General features: G+C 63.7%; 15 protein-coding genes and 1 tRNA gene. 6 read left to right on the top strand and 10 right to left on the bottom strand.

What is annotated here, in order from left to right:
* Positions 1-474: 474 nt before the first annotated feature.
* The gene (locus KF708_20115; GenBank protein MBX3415000.1) at positions 475-2,178 is read left to right on the top strand and encodes an alginate export family protein; all 1,704 of its coding nucleotides are present in this window, start codon (positions 475-477) and stop codon (positions 2,176-2,178) included.
* Positions 2,179-2,421: 243 nt separating this feature from the next.
* On the opposite strand, the gene KF708_20110 is transcribed toward KF708_20115, so the two are convergent.
* From KF708_20110 to lysS, 6 genes are all read right to left on the bottom strand, one after another.
* On the bottom strand, positions 2,422-2,598 hold the full coding sequence (locus KF708_20110) for a hypothetical protein (protein MBX3414999.1): 177 nt from the start codon (positions 2,596-2,598) through the stop codon (positions 2,422-2,424).
* Positions 2,599-2,723: 125 nt separating this feature from the next.
* Positions 2,724-2,794: transfer RNA gene (locus KF708_20105), tRNA-His, on the bottom strand.
* Positions 2,795-2,836: 42 nt separating this feature from the next.
* Entirely contained in the window at positions 2,837-3,700 is an 864-nt protein-coding gene (gene ilvE, locus KF708_20100) for a branched-chain-amino-acid transaminase (protein MBX3414998.1), read from the bottom strand.
* Positions 3,701-3,869: 169 nt separating this feature from the next.
* Positions 3,870-4,679 (bottom strand): ABC transporter ATP-binding protein, encoded by an 810-nt coding sequence (locus KF708_20095; GenBank protein ID MBX3414997.1) that lies wholly within the window; start codon positions 4,677-4,679, stop codon positions 3,870-3,872.
* Complete coding sequence (locus tag KF708_20090; GenBank protein ID MBX3414996.1) at positions 4,672-6,483, bottom strand: ABC transporter permease; 1,812 nt, start codon at positions 6,481-6,483, stop codon at positions 4,672-4,674. Before KF708_20090 ends, KF708_20095 begins: the two co-directional genes overlap by 8 nt.
* 417 nt (positions 6,484-6,900) lie before the next feature.
* A complete protein-coding gene (gene lysS / locus KF708_20085) occupies positions 6,901-8,421 on the bottom strand; it encodes a lysine--tRNA ligase (protein MBX3414995.1) in 1,521 nt (506 codons plus the stop codon).
* A gap of 413 nt (positions 8,422-8,834) precedes the next feature.
* Here lysS and KF708_20080 point away from each other — a divergent pair, with 413 nt between their 5' ends.
* Entirely contained in the window at positions 8,835-9,125 is a 291-nt protein-coding gene (locus KF708_20080; GenBank protein ID MBX3414994.1) for a hypothetical protein, read from the top strand.
* A gap of 21 nt (positions 9,126-9,146) precedes the next feature.
* On the opposite strand, the gene KF708_20075 is transcribed toward KF708_20080, so the two are convergent.
* The 4 genes from KF708_20075 to KF708_20060 form a co-directional block, all read right to left on the bottom strand.
* Positions 9,147-11,210, bottom strand: a complete 2,064-nt coding sequence (locus tag KF708_20075) for a WD40 repeat domain-containing protein (protein ID MBX3414993.1) — start codon at positions 11,208-11,210, stop codon at positions 9,147-9,149.
* 415 nt (positions 11,211-11,625) lie between these two features.
* Complete coding sequence (locus tag KF708_20070) at positions 11,626-12,300, bottom strand: 1-acyl-sn-glycerol-3-phosphate acyltransferase (protein ID MBX3414992.1); 675 nt, start codon at positions 12,298-12,300, stop codon at positions 11,626-11,628.
* Positions 12,301-12,367: 67 nt separating this feature from the next.
* On the bottom strand, positions 12,368-13,021 hold the full coding sequence (cmk, locus tag KF708_20065) for a (d)CMP kinase (protein ID MBX3414991.1): 654 nt from the start codon (positions 13,019-13,021) through the stop codon (positions 12,368-12,370).
* 4 nt (positions 13,022-13,025) lie between these two features.
* Positions 13,026-15,890: a hypothetical protein gene (locus KF708_20060; protein ID MBX3414990.1), complete on the bottom strand. Its 2,865-nt coding sequence runs from the start codon at positions 15,888-15,890 to the stop codon at positions 13,026-13,028.
* A gap of 218 nt (positions 15,891-16,108) precedes the next feature.
* On the opposite strand from KF708_20060, the gene KF708_20055 reads away from it, so the two are divergent.
* From KF708_20055 to KF708_20040, 4 genes are all read left to right on the top strand, one after another.
* Positions 16,109-16,357 (top strand): hypothetical protein, encoded by a 249-nt coding sequence (locus tag KF708_20055; protein ID MBX3414989.1) that lies wholly within the window; start codon positions 16,109-16,111, stop codon positions 16,355-16,357.
* A gap of 344 nt (positions 16,358-16,701) precedes the next feature.
* On the top strand, positions 16,702-18,837 hold the full coding sequence (pilM, locus tag KF708_20050) for a type IV pilus assembly protein PilM (protein MBX3414988.1): 2,136 nt from the start codon (positions 16,702-16,704) through the stop codon (positions 18,835-18,837).
* A gap of 29 nt (positions 18,838-18,866) precedes the next feature.
* The gene (locus tag KF708_20045; GenBank protein MBX3414987.1) at positions 18,867-20,123 is read left to right on the top strand and encodes a hypothetical protein; all 1,257 of its coding nucleotides are present in this window, start codon (positions 18,867-18,869) and stop codon (positions 20,121-20,123) included.
* A gap of 29 nt (positions 20,124-20,152) precedes the next feature.
* Positions 20,153-21,838, top strand: a complete 1,686-nt coding sequence (locus KF708_20040; GenBank protein ID MBX3414986.1) for a hypothetical protein — start codon at positions 20,153-20,155, stop codon at positions 21,836-21,838.
* The last annotated feature ends 252 nt before the right edge of the window (positions 21,839-22,090 follow it).

The following is a 22,090-nucleotide window of genomic DNA, read 5'->3' as shown; positions in this document are numbered from 1 at the left end:
TTCGCTGGAGCGCGTCGCACACATGGACACAGCAGAGCGGAGAACTCCGCAACCGTGCCCGATCTCTCGGCGCCGGAATAGCGCCTGACGAAACCAACGCCGCACAAAAAAACTAGCGACCATCAACGCCACCGCCCCACGCCTCCGTATGATGTCAGAAAGTGCGCCTAAGGAAAGAAAAATCTGCGGAAAATCCAGCATCCGTTGGTCGCCCAACTACGGCGACAACTCGGGGCTTGGAGGAAATAGGCCGACCTTGACGGTTGCACGACCGGCCAGGGCATTTATCCGCCTCCTCTGCGAGCCTGCCATTCGTCGACTTTGATGGCGCAGCGCCCCACCCTTGCCTGGCACGTTGAGTACAGCCGATGTAACCCAGGCAGGCAATACAGTGCGGATAGGTAATGGAAATTCACGCCGGTGCCGACGAAACTTGCGTTTTTCTGTGTCGTATTCGCTGCGCTTGGAGGTGGTTTGGCAAAAGCCACCTGGGACGAGGAGGCGGAGTTTTCTTCCTTCGGCACGGTCGCGCACGAACGATTCGAAGGCTCCGCCGCGGCAACACGCGGCGACGGGGGAATGAACGATTCGCTGACGGATGAATCGGCCGCGAGCGAAGGCCCCGGCGAAGGTGTTTCGTTCGATACCGCTCTCAGGAGCGAAGCTGTATTGCAGCCCGCTGCTCCAAGCGGTTCCAAGCCAAAGCCACACAATCCGTTCGCCGGCACGCCACCGATCTTCATCTTTCCACGGCTGGGGCTCTATCCGGTTCCACCGACCGGCCCGGGTTACTATTCGGCGTGGGATGTTCTCACCGACAACTACCGGCAAAAGCCGCCCCCTTTTCCCTGGGGACGAATCAGCCTCAAGCCCTACCCGCTCTACGACGTCGACTTCCGCTATCTCGACGATCCTCAGAACAAGTACCACCTGTGGTCCGACTTTTTGAAACGTCGGCGCGTGGGAGAGGGGTGGCTCGTTTCGGCCGGCGGCGAAGTGCGCGACCGCTACATGAACGAACTCGACAGTCGCTTCACGACCGTGACGAACCGCTACGAGCAACTGCGCACGATCGCGTACGGCTCCGCCTATTACGAGGATCTTTTCGGCGTCTACGTGCAGTTTCTCGACGCGCAACATTTCGGCGAGGAATTGCCGGCCCTACCGATCGACCGCGATCGCGCGGACCTGAGCGATTTGTTCGTCGATCTGAAGCTCTTCGAGTGGGACGAACGGCCCGTCTATGTACGCGGCGGGAGACAAGAAATCATTCTCGGATCGCAGCGCCTGGTCTCGAACCTCGAGTGGGCCAACGTGCTGCGCACGTTTCAAGGAGTGCGCCTCTTCCGGCAGGGAGAAAAATGGGACGCAACGGGCTTTTGGCTGCAGCCGGTGATTCCCGACCCCTCGAACTTCGACTCGTCCGACGATCGGCAGAACTTCACCGGTCTGGGGACGACGTATCGCTCGCAGCCAGGGCGGTTCTGGGATCTCTACGCGCTGAACCTCGAGAACTCGAATCAAGTGGCCGTAGGTCGCGATGGACGGCCCGGTGGCACGAACGTCACCACGCTCGGCACACGCGTCATCGGCGATCTGGACAACACGTGGCTCTACGACTTTGAAGGCATGCTGCAAGTGGGCCGCTATTCGAATCAGCAATTGCAGGCGGGGGCCGTGACCACGGGGGGCGGCTACCGTTTCAAAGACCTGTCGATGTCGCCGCAGTTCTGGGTCTACTACGATTTCGCCTCAGGCGACTCGAACCCGGGCGAAGGGGACACCTTCGGCACGTTCAACCAACTCTACCCGTTCGGCCATTACTACTTGGGGTACCTCGACCTGGTGGCGCGGCAGAACATCCAGGACTTCAACGTGCAGTTCGCCTTCTATCCGAACAAGTGGACCTACGTGCTGCTGCAATACCACAGTTTTCATCTGGTGGAGTCCCGTTCTCCCTTGTTCGGCGCGGGAGGCAATGTCTCGCGTTGGGATCCCACCGGTGCGGCAGGCACCGATGTGGGGAGTGAGCTGGACCTGCTCGTGAACTTTCATCTCACCGCCCATCAAGACATCTTGATTGGCTACTCGAAGCTGTTCGCCGGCAATTTCATCCGCCAGACGGGTCCCAACGTCTCGCCCGAGCTGTTCTACATCCAACATCAGTTGCGCTGGTGAGCAAGGCGATCTCAGCTTCGCCATTGCTGCTCAAACTCGGCGACGCTCAACCGTCTGTCACGCAGAATACTTCGGAGCGTTCCAATCTTTAGTAACTTGCCTGCGTGTACGGGACGTGTACGGGAACTGATGTACGAGCATCCTCAGATTCCATAATAGTGATGACTTCCGCGGACTCGTACCACACGGAAGCCACGGCGTTCGAGAAAGCGGACCATTTCCTTGCCGGCTGGCCGAGGTAGTCTAGCCACGAGCGAAGTCCGCCAAGTTTTCTTCGAACTGGCGGATTGCTGGCGAACTCAAACGGCTTAACGCGTCGTCGAGTCCGAATGCCTCGATGTAGCCGCGCAACGCATCTTTGAGGTCGGCGATCGCTTCGTCTTCCGTCTCACCTTCGCCGTACGCGGGGATGTCCGGCAATCACGCCGTGAATCCGCCTTCATCAGGATCGGGAATGATCTCGACTACGAGTGGCATCGTTGAACTCCTTACCTGCATTGTAGGGCAACGCAAAAAGGTCGTGCAATCGACAATTGCCACGCGAGTAGGCCAGGCTGGAATCGAACCAGCGACACGCGTCATAAGAGCGCCGCTCTCACCACGGAGCTACTGGCCTGCCAGAACGTCGGCCGACCGGTGGCTCAGTGCGTTAGCGGCTTCAACCCGCGCTGCGGGCGAGCTTGTGAAAGCGCTCGCGAAGATCGCAAGTGATGGGGCCGGGCTTGCCCGCGCCGATCCGACGGCTGTCGACCTTGACCACCGGTATCACCTCGGCGGCGGTACCCGTGAGAAAACATTCGTCGGCGATGTAGACGTCGTGCTTCGTCAGGGCGGTCTCGCGCACCTCGATCCCGGCCTGGCGGGCCAGGTCCATCACCGCTTCGCGCGTGATGCCTTCCAAAATGCCGGCGTCGACCGGCGGCGTCAGCAGCACTCCGTCGCGCACCAGAAAGATATTATCGCCCGTGCATTCGGCCACCTCGCCGCGCGTATTGAGCATCAGCGCTTCGACGCAGTTGGCTTGCAGCCCTTCGATCTTGGCGAGAATGTTGTTCAGGTAGTTGAGCGACTTGATCCTCGGGCTGAGCGCCGCCGGATGATTGCGCAGCGTGCTGACCGAGACGATCTCGAGTCCCCGCTCGTACAGTTCCTGGGGATAGAGCTGGATGTGATCGGTGATGATGATCACCTGGGGATCGCTGGTGCGATTGGGGTCGAGCCCCAGGCTGCCCGCGCCGCGCGTGACGACCAGGCGGATGTAGCCATCCTCGATGTTGTTCGCGCGGAGCGTTTCGACCACGGCCTGGCCGAGTTCCTCGCGCGAGATGGGGATCTCGAGCCAGATCGCCTGGGCCGAGTTCCACAAGCGCTCGAGATGCGCCTCGAGCCGGAAGACGCGCCCGCTGTAGCTGCGGAGCCCTTCGAACACGCCGTCGCCGTAGAGCAGGCCGTGATCGTACACGCTGATCTTGGCGTTCTCTTTGTCGTAGAGCTTCCCGTTGATCCAGATCTTGAGAGACATCGGCGCTCGGACGTGGCGCGGTGCGAGCGCAACGTTTGAAAGAGGTTAGGGATGGGTGCGCGGACTGTGGCTTCCTGGGGGAGCGTGCGTTCGCGCTGCTCGGGCATCCAGCGGCGCCCCGGCTCATACGCCGCACGCACCGATACTGACTCCGATGCCGCGTGTCACCTCATCTCGCCTGCACGCGCCCATCGGCCAGCCGAACGATGCGATCCGCCTGCTCGGCGATCGATTCGTCGTGCGTCACCATGATGATAGTGAGCTTCCGATGGTGGTTCAAGTTGCGGAGAATCTGCATGATATCTCCCCCCGTCCGATGGTCGAGATTGCCCGTCGGTTCGTCTGCTAACAGAACCTCGGGGGCGCCGATCAAGGCCCGGGCGATGGCGGCCCGCTGCATTTCCCCCCCCGAGAGCTCGCGGGGGCGATGTTTGAGGCGATGCCCCAGGCCGACCATTTCCAGCAACTCGGTCGCGGCCGCCGTGTGCTGGCGCTTCGACTTCCAATAGCTCCACAGGCTGTTGCCCACCATGATCGGCGACAGCACGTTCTCGAGCGTCGTGAGCTCGGGCAGCAGGTGGTAGAACTGGAAGATCATGCCGAGCTGGCGGTTGCGCAAACGCTCGCGTTCTTTGCGCGAGACGTTGTCGATGCGGCGGTCCTCGAAGCGGATCTCGCCCGAGTCGGGGGCGTCGAGCGTGGCCAGCAGATGCAACAGCGTCGACTTGCCCGAGCCGCTTTGACCGACAATGGCGAGAAACTCACCCCGCTCGATGCTCATGTCGACGCCGCGGAGGACGGGAATTTCGACGCCCCCCTTGTAAAAGCTCTTCTGGACGTTGACCGCCGCGAGCTGGGGCGCGCGCTTCGGTTGCGCGGCGTCGATGCGCGATAGCGACGGCGAGTGTTCGCTGCCGACCATGCGAACTGCCTGGGCCAGACGCGGCGCGGCGACGCCGCTGGGGATGGGGTTATTCATAACGCAAGGCCTCCACGGGATGGAGTCGCGCGGCGCGGCGCGCCGGCAGGATACTGGCCATCACGGCGATCGCAATGGCGCCGGCGACGACCCAGGCCACCGTCAGCGGGTCGATCAGAGTCGGAATACGATAGAAGTAATAGATCGAGGGATCGAACACTTTGTGCCCGGTGAAGAAGGCGAGCACGTCGGCGATCTCGTTGATGTAGATTACGAACAGCAATCCCATGACCAGGCCGGCGCCCGCGCCGACAATGCCCAGCGACAGGCCATAGCCGAGGAAGATGCCCATCACGCCCGGCCCCGAGGCCCCCAGCGATTTGAGAATGCCGATATCGCGCGTCTTCTCGACCACGATCATGAAGAAGATCGCCAGGATGCCGAAGCCGGCCACCGCGATAATCAGGAACAAGAGCACATTGAGGATGGCCACTTCCATGTCGACCGCGGCCAGCAAGGGGCCCTGCTTGTCGCGCCAGGTGAAGATGCCGTAGACCTCGGGCGGAAACGTGCCGCGAAGCTTGTCGCGCACGAGATTGATTTCCTTCTCGTTCTTGAGCTTGATCTGAATCGAGCTGACGAGTCCCACCCCGGTGCGCGGATCGATCATGCCCCGCAGGCGCTGCAGCTCGCGCAGCGGCACGAATACGAGGCTGGCGTCGTACTCGCTCATCTTGCTTTCATAGAGGTCGACGACGGTGAAGAAGTCTCCCTCGATCTTGGGGGGTGTGCCGGCCGAGGGGAACGACAGCTTGACGTCGTTGCCAGGCACCACGAGAAACCGCTCGGCGCCTGCGTGGTCGCGAAAGCTCGACAGCGCGATGCCGAGCACTACGCCGGTGTGCTGTTTGGTACCCACGTCGAAGCTTTCTTGCGTCGACGGCCGATCGGCAAAGGGATCGGCGGGGGGGGCGCCGTCAGCCGCCTCGGATTGCTGTGCAACATGCGGTTCGAGCGTCGTCGCCTCGACGAGATCGGCCGGAGTAACTCCGGGCTCGCGTGGTTCTTCAGGGATCGGTTCTACGAACATCGGCTTGGCGTCGCCTTTCGGATCCATGACCACGACCGACACCAAGCCGGCTTGCTCGGACGCTTCATTGCTCAGTTCGTTTTTCGAGGAAGGATTCTCGGACGTGGTGAAAACAGTCTGTTGAACCGCTTGCTGCTCGTTGTCAGTTGACGCAGGCAATGTCACATTGACGCGTGCCGCCTGCTCTTCGACCATCTGCCGGATGGCCATTTCTTCGTAGAACTTCACTTGGCGGGCGTGCTCGGCCTGCGCGCGACGCACGGGCCAGCCGGCTTCGCGCAATTGCTCGCGCGGTCGCGCCTCGGGGCCCGACTGGTGGTCCAGCACATCATAGCCGCCGTCACGCAAGTCGAAGCTCATCGCCTCGCGATTCGCGGGATGCTGCAGGTAGTGCGCGTAATCGCCGACCTGGCCGACCGTCTTTTCGTCGATGCCCACGAGCTGCACGGGCCGCGTCACCGTGCTGCCGCGAAACTCGAAGCTGAGCATGGCCGGCACCGTGACCGTGGCGGTCATCGCCTCGATATGCTCGCCGGCGACACGTTTGATCTCCTGCATGTGCCAGTCGGGGTCGGGGAATCCTTCGAGGCTGCGGCTCTCGAAGACCACGTCGGAGAGAATGCCGTGGATGCGGTCCTGCATCTCGACCGTAAAGCCCGACATGACCGAGTTCACGACGATCATTGTGGCCACGCCGAGCGTCACGCTGATGATCGAGGCGAGCGCGATGTAGCGCGTGCGGAGATACCGCCAGCAGAGCAGCACTTTGTACATGACCAATCCTTGGGTTGCGTTGGATGGCCGCCGGTCCTTGGCGGCTGCTTGCTCGTCTTGCTCGTTTCCTGGTTGGTCTCACACGCTGACGCGGAGACGCGGATTTGTTTTGATGCCCAACTCGAATGAAGTGCCGACCGAGACGCGACTCTGTGGACTGACTATTTTGAATTCGAAGCTCTCACAACACTGCTGGGCAAGCCAGCAGTGCCACGCTCGTGATTTTTTTCTGCTTGCTCCGTGGCTCCGCGCCTCCGCGTGAACCCTATCTAATCTTTGTCAGGTACGGGGTACCTGACCTACTTCATGCGCAGTGTCTTCGCTTGGCGTTGAAATTCTTCACTCTCCCTCGCTGACGCTTCGGGTTGTGAGGGTACTGCTCCGCGTCTCCTCTGCACTTCGCGTCTCCGCGTGAGCCTACTTCGTCTCGGGACGCAGCAGCGGGAACAGAATCACGTCGCGGATCGTTTGCGTATCGGTCAGCAGCATGCAAAGACGGTCGATGCCGATGCCCAGGCCACCGGCGGGGGGCATGCCGTGCCGCAGCGCGCGGACGAAGTCGGTGTCCATTCGGGCCATCGAGTCGTCTTCCTTCTGGCCTTCCAATTGCTTGCTGAAGAGTTCTTCTTGCAGGTCGGGGTCATTCAGCTCGGTGTAGGCATTGGCCACTTCCATGCCTTGTACGAACAACTCGAACCGCTCGGCCACGGCCGGGTTGTCGGCCTTGCGCTTGGTGAGCGGGCAGATGCTCGCCGGGTAGTCGAGCACGAAGATCGGCCCGACCAGCTTCTTCTCGACCTTTTCCTCGAACACATCGCTCTTGATGACATCCGGATGGCGTCCGGCGACGTCGAAGCCGATCTTCTCGGCGAGCGCGCGAATCCCGGCGACATCATCGCCGGCGACGCCCGTGTGCTCGGCGAACAGTTCGTCGTACGTCTTCCGCTGGAAGGGGGCGGTAAAGTCGAGTTCCACGTCACCCCAGCGCAGTGGATTCGATCGTCCGGTGGCAGCCACGGCGTCGACGATCAACCGCTCGGTCAGGTCCATCATCGTGCGGTAGTCGCCGTACGCCTGGTAGACCTCGAGCATGGTGAACTCGGGATTGTGCTTGGGGCTGATCCCTTCGTTGCGATAGACGCGTCCCAGCTCGTAGACCTTCTCGATGCCGCCGACGAGTAGTCGCTTGAGGTGCAACTCGAGCGCGATACGCAGCACGAGCGGGATATCGAGCGCATTGTGGTGCGTCTTGAAGGGGCGCGCCGCGGCGCCGCCGGCAATCGTGTGCAGCGTGGGGCCTTCGACCTCGACGTAGTCCTGATCCCCCAGGGTGCGGCGGATCGACTGCACGATCTTCGTCCGCGCGAGAAAGCGATCGAGCGCCCCATCCGTGTAGACGAGATCGAGATAGCGCATGCGATTGCGCAGCTCGGGATCGGTGAGCCCCTTGTGCTTCTCGGGGGGCGTCTCGATCGACTTGGTGAGAAAGGTGAGCCCGGTGGCGAAGATCGTCAGCTCGCCCGTCTTGGTATGCTTCAGCTCGCCATCGACGCCGATGATGTCCCCCAGGTCGAAGCATTCGGCGATGGCCCAGCTCTCTTCGCCCACCTGCTTGCGGCCGATCATCACCTGGATGCGCCCGGTCCAGTCGTGGATGTCGAGGAAGATGAGCTTGCCCGTCTTGCGCTGCAGCACGATACGGCCGGCGGCGCGCACGGTGGGGCCCTGTTCCGTGTTGGGTTGCCCCTCTTCGGCGGCGGAGACGATGGTAATCTCGGCCTCGCGGCGGCGCAGGTTGCCGATGGCCTCGTGTCCGTCGAAGCGCTGCCCCCAGGGATCGACGCCGAGCTCGCGCAGGCGGCGCAGCTTTTCGCGGCGCGCCGCTTCAAGGGACGTGGGGTTCAGGTTCTCGCCCGGCGGTTCTGGTGCGTCGGTCATAGCGGGGCGCGGTGTCTGGGTGGTCGCTTGGTGCATGCCATCCATGGGGCAATCGCAGGCGCGGCGCCCGCGAAGGAAAAGGATCGAAACAACGACTCAAGACGCGCTGCAGGCGCGGCCCGAGCGCGGCACTGCACGGTGAAAAAGGAACGCAGCTTTGCCGGGCATCGATAAGCCAAAGCGTCGCAGCATTTTAGTGAACCCCGGCAGGGGGTCAACGCCAGCTTAGGGGGGCGACGGAGGCCAGGGGCCGGCTGCTAGCGGCGAAAACGTCGACGACAAATGACGTTGTGTGAAGCTGGGGTTTCGGATATTCACTCGCACCCCCGTTCATGGATGAACGGGACCGCGTCTGTATGCGCAGGCCGGTACAAGCAGGGGGGATGAGGCTGCTGAGATAGAAGGTCTCGACGATGTCGAAATCGCTTCGCACGCTCTGTGTCTCGCTGGCGGCGGCTGGAATGTTGCACGTTGCCGCGGGCTGTTGTGGGCCGTGTGGTGGCAACTGCGGGGGGGGGAGTTGTGCGGTTCCGTCATTGCCCCCGGCAGGGGCCCCAGCCTATAGCACGCCGGCGGCGGTGACGGCGCCGGCCGGCTACAACGCACCCGTGACGGGCGCCGCGGCAGGCGAGGTTGGCCCCGCTTCGGCCCGGACGGCCTCGGCCCAGGGGAACTCGCTGGAATACAGCGACGATCAGTTCTAGCGTCAAATCATGGAGGCCAGGTTACGGCGCGACGTCCCACACCAGCACGGTGGTATCGCCGCTGCCCGAGGCCAGACGCTTGCCGTCGGGCGAGTACGCGACGCAATGGACGCCCCCCTCGTGTCCGAGCAGCCGGCGGTGACGCCGGGCGCTCGCCACATCCCAGATGCGCACCGACTTGTCGAGTGCGCCCGAGGCGATGTTGCGCCCGTCGGGTGAGAAGGTCAGCGCCTGAATGGCGCCGGTGTGTCCTTTGTACTCGAGCCGTCGTTCGTGGCGCGCGAGATCCCACAGGACGATCGTGTTCGCGCCGGTGCCGGTGGGATCGAGGCTGGCGCTGGCCAGCGACTTACCGTCGGGAGAGAAGGCCACCGAGTCGACCATGCCGTAGGGGCCAGCGAGCCGAGCAACTTGCTCGCCCGACTTCGTGTCCCACAGCAGGATCTGGCCTTCGGCACAGCCGGCGGCCAGTCGAGTGCCGTCGGGCGAGAAGGCCACGGCGCGATAGTAGGTGCCGCTGGCCGGCAATCGCAGCCCCTCGAGCGGTTGCCGATTGGGGAGCGTCCACCGGCGGAGATCGTAGCCGCCGGCCGCCAGACAGGCGCCATCGTTCGAGAAGGCGAGACAGTAAGCCGCGCCGGGCCGATCCATCAGTTCGAGTCCGGTGGCGAGATCCCATACGTGGACGGCGTCTTCACCCCCCGAGGCCAGCGACTTGCCGTCGGGGGAATAGGCCAAGGCGTGGACATCGGCCGGTCGTTGATCGACTTGTTCGCCGGTCGAGCTATCCCAGAAGCGAATCGTATTGTCCCAACTGCCGCTGGCGATCGTGCGTCCATCGGGGCTGAAGCAGACGGCCGACACGAGGTGCTCGTGGCCCCCGGTCTCGTGGAGCGGACGATCGGTGGCCAGGTCCCAGAGACGAATAACGCCGTCATGGCAACCGGCGGCCAGACGCTGGTCATCGGGCGAGAACCGCAACGAGTAGAGCGCCTGACCGTTGCTCTGCAATTCGACGCGCGGCTGCATCTCGGGCACGTTCCAAAGGCGGAGCTCGCCGTGCCAACTCCCCGAGGCCAGGCAGGTGCCCTCGTGATTGAACGTCAGGCAATCGACTCCCCCGCGGTGACCGACGAGCGTGCCGAGCGACTCGCCGGTGGCGACATCCCACACGACGATCTCGCCGTCGCGGCCGGCGGATGCGAGCCATTGGCCGTCGGGCGAGAAACACATGGCGAAGACGACCCCCTCGTGCGCATCGATCGAATGGAGCTCGTCGCCGGTGTCGGCTGACCAGAAGCGGATGCGCCCCGACATTCCGCCGGTGGCCACGAGCTGGCCGTCGGCCGAGGCGGCCACTTGATTGATTTCTGCCTCGTGAGAATCGAAGGCACGCGCGTAGCCCTCTTCGTCCACGTGCCAGAGTTGAATCTCGGTCGTACTTCCTTTTTTGAAGACGACGGCCTGCCGCACTTCGGCGTGGGGGTTGTAGCCGCGGCAATGCGATACGGCGAGCAGCTTGCCATTGCCGGCGAGCGTGACCTGGTTTACTTGGCGCTGACGGCCGCTGATGACGCGCAGCGGTGCGCCGTCGGCCACGTTCCACACGCGGATCGTATCGTCCCAACCGCTGGTGAGGACCTGCTCGCCGGCGGAACAGAAGGCGGCGTAGCGGACCTTGCCCTTGTGTCCCGCCAGCTTGCGAACTTGACGGCCGCTGTCGACGTCCCAGAGACGGACGACGTCATCATCGCCGGCGGAGACGAGCGTCTTGCCGTCCGGTGAAAAATCGAGCGCGAAGATGGCGTCCGAATGGCGAAAACGCACCGTCCCCAAGCGGGCCACGGCGCCGACCGGCAGCGGGTCGGCATACCGATCCAGGCCCGGGGCGTCCGTGACCAGCGCAGCGTCTGTGGCGCGTGACACTGGCGTTTCGAGCGAGGCGGTCTGTGCCTGGCCTCTGGCCGGTAAGAAAGCCATCGCCATTGTGAGCAGCAGCGCGAGGCGCTCGCTCGATGAAACGAGCGTCTGGCGCCGCGTGCCGGCCGGACGCCGGCTTTGTTCTCGCCCTATGCGCTGGCTCATCGGGGGCTTCCCGGGGAAGCAGACGATGGGCAGCGGCGCAGACTCGCGGTCGTGGAGTGCGGCGGGGCACTCGTCCCTGAGTTTGCCGCGACGCGTGCCGTCACCACGTTTGGCGGTCACGCGTGGGCCGGCGCAGCTTCCCTGGCGAACCGGCCCCGTTGTTCTTATCGGAACTTGGGGGAAAAAACGCCCCTCGGAAGTCGCGCAAAAAGGGGCGGTTGCCCGTATTTAGCCCTGGAAATCAAGGGGTTTGTGAAAAAAGGCACAAATGTCCCGCTACCGCGACGACGAGGCCTTTCGTTGTAAGTGCCTATCTGGCCGTCTCTTGCCGCGTGGCTGCGGCCGTGCGAATCGCGTACCCCCGCGATACACGATCGGTGTTCCATGCAAGGCCGCACGTTCTCGCCAGGCGAAACTACGTCGCCAGGCTCCCACGCTTGTTCCGCGCCGTGCGCTGCTCGAGCGCCGCCCGGGCGGAGGTGTGACAGACGCGGATGCGCCGCTCTACCTCGGCTAGCAACTCATCGTCCGTCAGAAGGGCGATCTCCTCGGCCGACATCGGCTCGCCGAATTCGACCTGGATGCGGCTCAGTCGTGGGAACTTTCGCTCGCGCGGCCAGGCCAGATGGGCGCCATCGACCGCCGCCGGAATGATGGCCACCTTCGAGCGTCGCGCCACGGCCGCGAAGCCCGGCTTGAGCGGTCCAACATCGCCCGTCTCGCTGCGTGTGCCCTCGGGGAACACGACCACCACCTCCCCCTGCTTGAGACGTCGCAGCGTTTCTTTCAAACCGGCCAGGCCCGTCCCTTCGCGATCGATCGGAATCGCATCGAGCGAACGAATCAACCAGGCCAGCCCCGGCACGTTGAACAACGTGTCGCGGGCAACATAGTTCAGCATCCGCCGGCAGGAGAGTCCGAAGAGGATCGGATCGAGGAAGCTCTGATGATTGGCGAGCAACAGCGCGCCACCTTCCAGCGGGACGCGCTCGCGCCCGGCGCTGCGAAAGCTGAAGAAGACGACCGCGCCGACCTGGCAACATGCCTGCAGCGATCGATACCAAACGCGTTTGGGAAGTGAACGTGACACGATCGAAACAGGGCACGCGAAAAGAGGAAGCGAATAGGGGAGATTCTTGTTGCTTCTCGGGCGTCGATCAAGGCTGCATCCGCGAGCGAACGAGCGCCTCGAGCCGGTCGATGACCTGCTCGAACGAGAGTCCGTCGGTCAGAACCTCGATGGCGTCGTCGGCGGCACGCAAAGGCCCCACGTCCCGCGCGGCATCGCTCGCGTCGCGTTCGTTCTGCCGGGCCAGCACTTCGGCCAGGGTGGGGGCATCGCCCCGCTGTGCCATCTCGGCCTGGCGGCGGCGGGCCCGTTCCTCGGGGCTGGCGGTCAGAAAAATCTTGCACGCGGCGTCGGGAAAGACCACGGTCCCTTGGTCGCGCCCTTCGGTGACGATGTTGTCGTGGCCCGCCGCACGGCGCTGCAGCGAGACGAGATGCTCGCGCACGCCCGGGTTGTTGGCGGCGTAACGAGTAACGGCGGTGATTTCGGCAGTGCGAATGGCCTGGCTCACGTCATCGCCGTCGAGCAGGATGCGTTCCTGGTCGATCGCGATCGACACGCCGCGCGCCAGGCGAACCAGGGCATCGGGATCGTCCCACGACAGCCCGCGACGCACGGCGGCCAGCGCCACGGCGCGATACATGGCCCCCGTGTCGAGAAAACGGAAGCCGAGTCGCGCGGCCAGGGCCCGGGCAGCCGTCGATTTGCCGGCGCCGGCCGGTCCGTCGATCGTAACGATCATCTTCCTATTCCTGCCACCTGGCTTCGATTTGCACCCATTCGCGCCGGCCGAGATCGATGTGGATGGTGTCGTCTTCTACCCGCAATGACGACAGCGTTTGACCGAGGAAGTTGACCTGTCGCGCCGATTCGGCACGTCGGAAAGTACGTAACTCCGCCCGTCCGCTCCGGCCGGAGGTTTCCAAGAAGCGAGCCCGAAAACCGACGACGCGCCCGTCTTCGACCAGCGGCTCCCAATTCGTGGCGATGACGTTGCGGGCATCGAGATGAAAGAGCCAGCCCGAGGTCGCACGGGGGCGAGTGCCCCGCGAAGACCAGGTGTGGGGTGTAATCAGTTCCATCGCTTCGCGAAGCGGGTAATCGAGTTCGGCGCCGATGCCGAGGCGAAAATGGCGAGCCCCTTCTCCCCGGACGACAAGCAGCGTGTCGAGCATCCGCTCCCCCACGCGGCGATGATAGGGGAGGCCGCCGGTCAGGATCGTGGTCCGCGCCGTGTCGAAGTGCAAGTCGACGAACAGGGGCGACTCGATGCGTTTGGCCGTGGTCGATTCGCTGCCCAAGGCGAGGTTGCGAAACAATTCGGCATCGACATTCGGCCAGGCGAAACGAGCGGCGAAGTAGGAGTTCCAGGGATCGTCTCCCAGTTCCTCTTCGGTTTCGAGCGAGATATCGACCGTGGCCATCGACGCGCCGGAGACGAGCCCCGTGCGCTGCGTGAAGCGGGCGAGTAACGTGTCGTCGGAGCCGAGGATGCGACCTCGACTGGTGATTTCGCCGTAGGGGGGGCCGGCTGCGGTGATTTCGACCGTGTCGGCCACCATGCGCGAGTACGTGGCCGATTGATCGGGATCGCTCCAGACGTCGCCCGGCTTCGGTGGGGGGGGCGGAATGCGGCAGGCGATCTGCTGCGAAAGGCGATTGCCGCGATACTTGCCCGACCAGACTGAACGCACGCCGCCGGTCGCTTCGTCGATAGTGACGCGCAGATGCTCGTTGCGCAGCACGTTGTCGGTGGCGATTGTGGCGACGGCGGCTCGGCGTTGAAAGAAGCCGCTGCGCGCCGGCGCCGGGGGCTCTGCCTGCGCGTCGACCCAGGCGAAGCCCAGCGGTGCGACCTCGACCGTGCGATAGCGCTGGGTGGCGGTCGCGTCCCCCGTATCGATGAGAATGTTCCGCTTCCAACTCAAGGGATTGGCGGCGACATAGCCGGCCGCCGTGCATCCCGGCTCGACGACCGTCGACGAGGCGACGGTCGAGACGAATCGGTTGATCGCCTGTGGCAGAACGGTCGCGATTTCCGCGTCGAGGTCCTGCGCGTCGAGCGGCGCGCGGGCGCTGTCGCCAAACTGCGTTTCGAGGTTGTCGAGTAGATGCCGCGCTGAAACAGACACGTTCGCGCCGCTCGAGTGGACGAGCGTGGCGAGGGTTTCGAGCGTCACGGCGGCATCGATCGCGGCCCGGCGTGCAACGTGTTGCGCGAGCCGTGAGAGGGGATCGGGTCGACCATCGGCCACGGCCTGCTTGAGATAGGGCGCGCGATACTGGTCGCTCTTGAACCTGGTCAACCGCGAGGCCGAATCGGTCTGCCGCAGATACTCCTCGATCGTGATGAGCTTGCCCAGCACCGGTACATAGGACGTGATGCGCCGCAGATCGTCGTACCAGGGGCTGGCCAGGCCAGGCCAGTGCGCGAACATCACGCTGGCGACGTGATCATGATCCATGGCGTTGCCCAAGCGAGCGGGCAGCGCCAGGAATTCTTCCGCGCCGCGCGCGTCGAGCGGCAATCTTGCCAAGGAATCGATCGTGGTGCCGTCGATTCCTTCCCAGCGGATCTTGCTCTGCTCGCCGCGCGGGAATTGCCCGTCGTCGAGCGCCACGTGCAGCACGCCGTCGAAATCGAATCGCGACAGAAGTTGCGGCAGCGCGGTCGACAGCCCGAAGCTGCGCCGTCCGAAGACCGTCGGACGCTTGCCCAGGTGTCGCGTGAAGGTGCTCGTTCCCCGGGCAAGCTGTGCGTAGGCCGATTCGGCCGACAGGAGCGGCAACTCGGTCTCGGCATAGTCCGACGAACAAACCGTGACGCGTCCTTCGTCGAACGCCACTTTCAGAGCGGCCAGGGACGCTGGTTCCTTGGTGGCCATCTCGTCGAGCACGCGCGGCGAGACGACGAGATTCAAGGGCGAAGTGCCGGTCAGTTCCTGACGCAAGGTCGAGCCGAGCGTGGTCGACGCCACGAGCGTGAGATCGAGCAGGTAGCAATCGACCGGATAGAATCGCTCCCGCGCCTCGAGCAGCACGTCGAAAGCCTGGTGCAACTTGTCGCGGGCCGTGTCCGTGTCGCCGGCCACGGCCGCCCGGGCCGCGGCGAGTGTTTCGCTCGACAGGGAGGCCTCGTCCAGGTTGCTCATGTAGCGCATCTGCCGCGTGAGCAACTCGACGAGCAGGTAGCCGAAACCGAGGGCCAGAAAGTCGTGGGCAAGGTCCGCATCGACCGCGGCGGTCGCCGGGGGCGTATCTCCCTGGGGCTCGGGCGCGGCCAGGCCTGCGAGCAGCGCGGTCACGATCTCGTCGCGGGAGACGAGCCCCTCGACGACGACCGCTCCTGCCGAGCGGGCACGCTCGGTCCAATCGTGGTCGAGCATGAACGCCGAGACCTCGGGCACGACGATGAAGCGGCCGGCGAGGTTTTCAGGGGGCGTATCTCCCCGGTACCAGCGTGGCACTTTGCCGGCGGCGGCCAGAAGCTGCGGGTGCCAGGGGGCCGACCAGGCGGCCAGCAGGCCCTCGGCACGGTCTCCCTCGGCGTGGAGGGGGAAGTCCTCCAGGCTATGGCACGGCAGAAGGATGACCAGCTCTTCGCAGCGCATCGTGTTCGCTTGGGGGAAGTCTCGTCGCGGGTTAGAGATCCGACGTGCCCACGATAACGGTCCAGCCGCGGAGCGTCGAGAAGGCGGGATCCTTCTGAAAAGGGGGGCGCGATGAGCCGCAGAGACCTGCCTGTGGCGAGCGAGCGGACGTGTCATGGCAAAAATTGACGTAAATCGGGCGAAAAAGTACGCTCGTCTCAGGACCTAGGGGATCAATCATGGCCCACTCGCTCAATCTTTCTTTGACCGACGAGCTCCGCGCCTACATCGATCAGAATTCTGGCGACGGGTCGCTCTATGCGACACCGAGTGAATTCGTGCGCGATATCATTCGCCGGCATAAGGCTCGAGAAGAGGTCGCCGCCGTGCGCGATGCCATCCTCGAGGGATTCCAGGACGCGATCGCCGGGCGTACGGTTGCCTTCGACGGGGATCTCAAGTCGCTCCTGCCCCGGTCAAAGAAATGAGTGGCAAGGCTGGGGCAAGCGGCCGAGGCCGGCTTGTTGCATGAGCATCTGGGACGGAAGCCGCGGCGCTGAGCGCGTTTGCCCCGGGGCTGGCCGGCCGGCGACCGAAATCACCCCCTGGTGGCGCGGAGGGGCTGGGTCGTATCCCGTTGTCGGGGGCCATTTTTCGTTGACTTTTCCCGCGCGAGGCCGATAGAGTGGGTAGTAGGTGTACAAGCTGCGCGCAGGTTCTTGCCATCACGTGGCGCGTTCGCCGCCGCAAGACCATCGGGAGAGGCCCGTCGGGTAATGCATCCGGCGCCGAAATGCCGCGCAGGACGTGGGAATAGAGAGGATTTGTCGAGATGGCCAAGGGTGGCGCCGTCTGGGGAATCGATATTGGCCAGTGCGCGGTCAAAGCGCTGCGCGTCAGCCTGGGCGACACGCCTGGCTCGGCGGTCGCCGACGCGTTCGATTACATCGAGTACCCGAAGATCCTCAGCCAGCCCGAGGCCGATCCGCGCGAGCTGGTGGCCGAGGCCCTCCAGCAGTTTCTCTCGCGCAATTCGGTGCGCGGCGCCAAGGTAGCGATCTCGGTCTCTGGCCAGAGCGGCCTGGCCCGCTTCATCAAGCTGCCGCCGGTCGAGTCGAAGAAAATTCCCGACATCGTCAAGTACGAGGCGCGGCAGCAGATTCCGTTCGCGCTCGAAGACGTCATCTGGGACTATCAGCAGATGGCGGGGGGGAGCGTCGAGGAGGGATTCGCCCTCGAGACCGAAGTCGGCCTGTTTGCCATGAAACGCGAGCAGGTGGAACGCGCGCTACTGCCGTTTAAAGAAGCAGGCATCGAAATCGACATCGTTCAGTTGACCCCCCTGGCGCTGTTCAACTACGTCGCCTTCGACGAGATGAGCGACCTGCCCCCTCCCGAGGAATACGATCCCGAGAATCCGCCCGAGTCGACGGTGCTCTTGTCGCTGGGCACCGACACGACCGACCTGGTCGTCACGAATGGTTATCGCGTCTGGCAGCGCAGCCTGCCGCTGGGGGGCAATCACTTTACCCGCGCGCTCACCAAGGAGATGAAGCTCACCTTCGCCAAGGCGGAGCATCTGAAGCGGAACGCCCAGCAGGCCGAGGATCCGAAGGCGCTGTTCCAGGCCATGCGCCCAGTGTTCAACGACCTGTCGACCGAGGTGCAGCGATCGATCGCCTACTTCTCGAGCATCGATCGCAACGCCAAGATCGGGCGCATGATCACGATCGGCAACGCGATGAAGTTGCCCGGGCTGCAACGCTTTCTGCAACAGAACCTGGGTTGGGACGTCAAGCGCGTCGAGAGCTTCAAGCTGCTTGCGGGCCCTGGCGTGGTCGACGCTCCGGTCTTCAAAGAAAACATTCTCAGCTTTGCGGCCTGCTACGGGCTGGCGCTGCAAGGGCTGACCGAGACCAAGATCCGTACGAATCTCGTCCCGCGTGAAATTGTCCGCGAGCGGATGATTCGCTCGAAAAAACCGTGGGCGGTTGGCGCCGCGGCGGCCCTGTTGCTCGGCCTGCTGCTGAGCGCGTTCGGCTATTCGCGCCAACTGGCATCGGTCGACAAGGACTGGTTCAGCCAGGCGGTGGCCTCGGCGGACTCGACCTCGCAGCGACTTTCGGGGCAGGCCAGCGCGTTCAACACGGTGAAGAGCGATTTCCAAACGACGAAAGCGGCAGGCGACGGGCTGTTGCAAGATGTCGGTCGGCGGCGTTTGTGGCTCGAGGTGTTGCACGCGATCAATGCCGCCATCCCGCGCGATCCGCAAGGCGCGAACGCCGATAACCCCAGGCCGATTCCCGAGCGCGAGGAAGTTCATATCACGAGCATCGAGTGCGTGAAGGTGAACGACGTGAGCGTGTGGGCCACGGCGGTGCAGCCGCGCTACGTCGCTCCGGCGAAGGCGGCGCAGCCCGGTGTCGCGCCCCCTGCCGAAGGGGACGCGGCGGCCGACGGCGCCATGCCGCCGGAAGGAGATCCTGCGGCCGAACCCGCGGCAGAGGGGCAGGTCGACGAAAACGGCAATCCGGTCGAAGGCGAGGAGACTGCCGCGCTACCGACGGGCCCCGGATGGATCTTCGAGTTGAAGGGCTACCACTATCACAACTCGGACTCCGACCCCGACAACAGCGGCGCCAACTTCGTCCAGAACACCCTGATCAAGAACCTGCACGAACAGGTCGTCAAGTTGCCGGGGGCCGGCGGCCAGGAGTTGAAGATCTCGGACCTGGGGATCAAGTACCCGGTGCTGCTCGAGCCGGCGCGTCCGCGTGCCGTGTCGCTGACAGACAAGAACGCGGTGGCGCTGCCCGACGGCACGATGCCGCCGCCGATCAGCGCCAAGCAACTCGATTTCGTGGTCCAGTTCGCCTGGATCGAGACGCCGCTGAGCGTGCGCGAAAAACAGGCGGAAGATGGTGGTGGGGATGCCGCCGCGGGTGAAGAACCGGTGGCGGCCAATTAGCAACGCAGCAAGCGAACGAAGTCCGCACGATGGATAAAGTCAAACAGTTCCTGGCCGTGCTCAAACAGCGCCATTTCTGGGTGCTGTGCGGGGTGATTCTCATTCTGGCCTTCGTCTCGTGGTCGTCGGCCAAGTCGTACTTCTCGGCCGAGTACACCAAACAAAAAGGGACGGTCGAAAGCAAGTTTTCGGCCTTGAGAACGATCAGCGGCACGGCGAATCACCCCAACGAGGGCTTCGCGACCAGGGGCACGACGATTGCCAACGATCTGAAGCAGAAAACCTATGCCGCGTGGGAGCAGGTCTACAATGCGCAAAAATCGCAACTGACCTGGATTGCCGATCCGCAGGCGATCGGCGAGGTGCCGCCCCTGCCCGAAGGAGATCCTTCCGCTCCGCCGGTAGGCGCCGAGAAGCAGTTGGTGCAGCGTTTCTACGATTACTACTCGCAGAATTACGTGCCGCAGCTTTTTTCTCCCCAGGTGATCAATCTGCTCCGCGTCACGCCGGCCACCGATACTCAGCCGGCCAGGGTGGAGGGGGTGATCCAGTGGGATGAAACGCAACGCAATTCGATTCAACAGCGCTACAACTGGTCGAAGATTCCCTCGAGCAAGGCAATTCGTTTCGCGCAGGAAGACTATTGGATCTACCGCGCCGTCTTGCAGGCCATCAATTCGGCCAACGGCAATGCCCAGGCCTCCCACGAGGCCGCGGTCAAGCAGATTCGTGTGCTGAAGATCGCCCAGGACGCGCTGGCCACGGTGTCGAGTTCGGCCATCAGCGTGGCGAACGTCACCGCCGACCAGGTGGTGCGCGAGGTGACCGACGAGCCGAAGGCGCCCGGCGTGGATGCGACCGATGAGGAATTGGAGGCCAACCGCTACGCCAGTCCGGCGGTGTCGGGGGGCGAAGGTGGTGGAGGATCGTCGCAGTACAAGCTGGTGCCGGTTTATCTGGAATTGTTGGTGCGCGAGTCGAAGGTGCCCGACGTCTTGGCCGCTTGTGCGAATGCCACGTTGCCCCTCGAAGTGCGCAAATGCACCTTGCAGCAAGCCACCAGTGCCAAGCCGGCAGGGGGCAATGCACCGGCTGCATCCGTGGCTCCCGGCGCACGTGCGGAAGGAGGCGCGGGTGCTGCCAATACAGCGGGTCTGGCGGATGACGGCGACGTCGTGGTTTCGCTCTATGGCGTGATTTATCTCTACACCCCGCCGAGCCGTACGGCTTTGAACATGCAAGAAGAGTCGCCCGCCGACGAAGCTCCGGTGGAAGAAGGAGTCTGACGAGCCGTCCCGCGACGGGAGTCACTGCGATGAAAAAGCCCAAGCTCGATCTATCGAAAATCAAGACACTGCTCATCGAGCACGTGGAGAAGATTGTCCTCGGTATCTTCGGCGTGCTGTTCTTGTACTTCACGTACAAGGGCTTCACGCTGGAGAAGTACGACAAGACGCCCGTGGACCTGCAAAATGAAGTCCAGCGCGCCACGACGCACGTCACGAGCTCGACCTTCGATCCCAAGCGGGAAGAGATGGTTTTCGTCGATCCCACGACGACCGTGGCACAGAACAATGTGCAGATCAATGCGGCGGAGTTTCCGCTGGCGCCGATGAACCCTCCCGAGTTTCCGCCCGCGAACAAACGCGGCGAGCCGCAGTATCTCGCGGTCGAGGATTTGCAGCTCTCGTCGGGCTTCGGCACCTTTCAATTGAAGCAGGGTGGTGCGATCGCGCCCCCAGCAGGGAATGCCGGCAGCTACGCGGCCAAACGTTGGATCTGCGTGACGGGCCTGATTCCCTACGAGCGGCAACGCCTGCTCTACCACGAGCAGTTTGCCAAACGCGGCGGTAGCGAGCCGGAATGGGTCGCCTATCGTGTGGAACGCGCCGAAGTAGGCAACATTCCAGGCGCGGAGCCCGAGTGGAAAGTGCTGCCGTTGGCCGATTCTGCCACTCAGCAAGCGCAATGGTCCGGGGTAAGCCCGGAGCTTATTCCTGAAGATTTCCGCGTGGCGCAGCCCAAGTCGAAATCGGTCCCCATGCTCTATCCGTTGGGACCCCGCGTCGGCTCGAACTGGACTCCGGACGAAGTCAATCATCCCAAGGTTTTATCGATCCTGGCTGCCGAAAAGCCGGCCGTCGCCGCTCCGGCGGCCCCCGCTGCCGCAGGCGATCCGCTAGCGACCGCGCCGGCGGAAGCACCGGTGATCGATGTGTTCGATCCGGACGCGGCGCCCGCGCCGGTCACGCCTGCCCCGAAACCAGCGGACAAGCCGGCCGTGAAGCCCGTGCGCGACGTGCGCGTGTTTCGCTTCTTCGACTTCAATGTCACGCCGGGCAAGCGTTATCAGTATCGCGTGCTGCTGTACCTGACGAATCCCAATTTGGGTCAGGCCGCACGCGACCTGGTCGATCCCAAGCTGGCGGTTGGTCCTTATCGCACGACGGACTTTAGCGCTCCCAGCCCGGCCATTACGGTGCCGCACGATGCCGGGGTGTTGCTAGCAGGTGTGGAACAGGCGAAAGGCGCAAATGAAATAGGATTAGTGGTCATCGCGCGACAGCTCACGGCAGATGGCTCGACGGCGCTAGCTAAGAAAACTGCCCGTCGTGGAGAAGAAATCAACTTCCGCGCCACCCCGGCAGAGCAAGCGACCGTTGTCCGCGCGGGAGGCACTTCTGCCGTACGTTCCAACGCCATCGAGATTCGTACGGAATCGCTCGTCGTCGATATTCTCGAAGGGGCCAACGCCGCGGGAGGGACCGACGCGCGTGCGCTCGTCCTAGGGCCCGATGGTCGCCTGGTCGTCAAGACACAGTCGAACGATACTCCCGAAGTGGCCAAGGCCGAGGCGGACTTTCAGCGGGCATCGGAGACTGAGCCGGCGGCGCCTGCCCCTGTGGCGGGGGCCGAGCCGGCGAACAAGGAAAAGAAGCAGGGCGCCGGTGGAAGTCTGCTCGAGCAACCGGCGGCTACTCGCGGTGCGGCCGGGCGATAAGCAGGGGGATTCAGTCGCCCTGCGGGCCTTGGGGCGGTCTCCTTTTTCGACGCTCCGACGTGTGATGCACCGCTAGCATCACGCGGCAAAGTACCGATCCAGCATTCTTTACGGCGTGCGCGCTCCTCACGCCAGCATATCTCGCAGGAGGCAGGTTTTAACTCAAGTGCCCTTGACCGTCTGCCGGGGCCTGAGTATCTATCCCGCTCCCTTCTACTGCGCTATCCAACCCGGGCAAGGAAGTTCGGTGCG

Source organism: Pirellulales bacterium (assembly GCA_019636335.1).
Lineage (GTDB): Bacteria > Planctomycetota > Planctomycetia > Pirellulales > JAEUIK01 > JAHBXR01.
The sequence above is the reverse complement of the archived record's forward strand: the minus strand, read 5'-3'. Positions and strand labels throughout refer to the sequence as shown.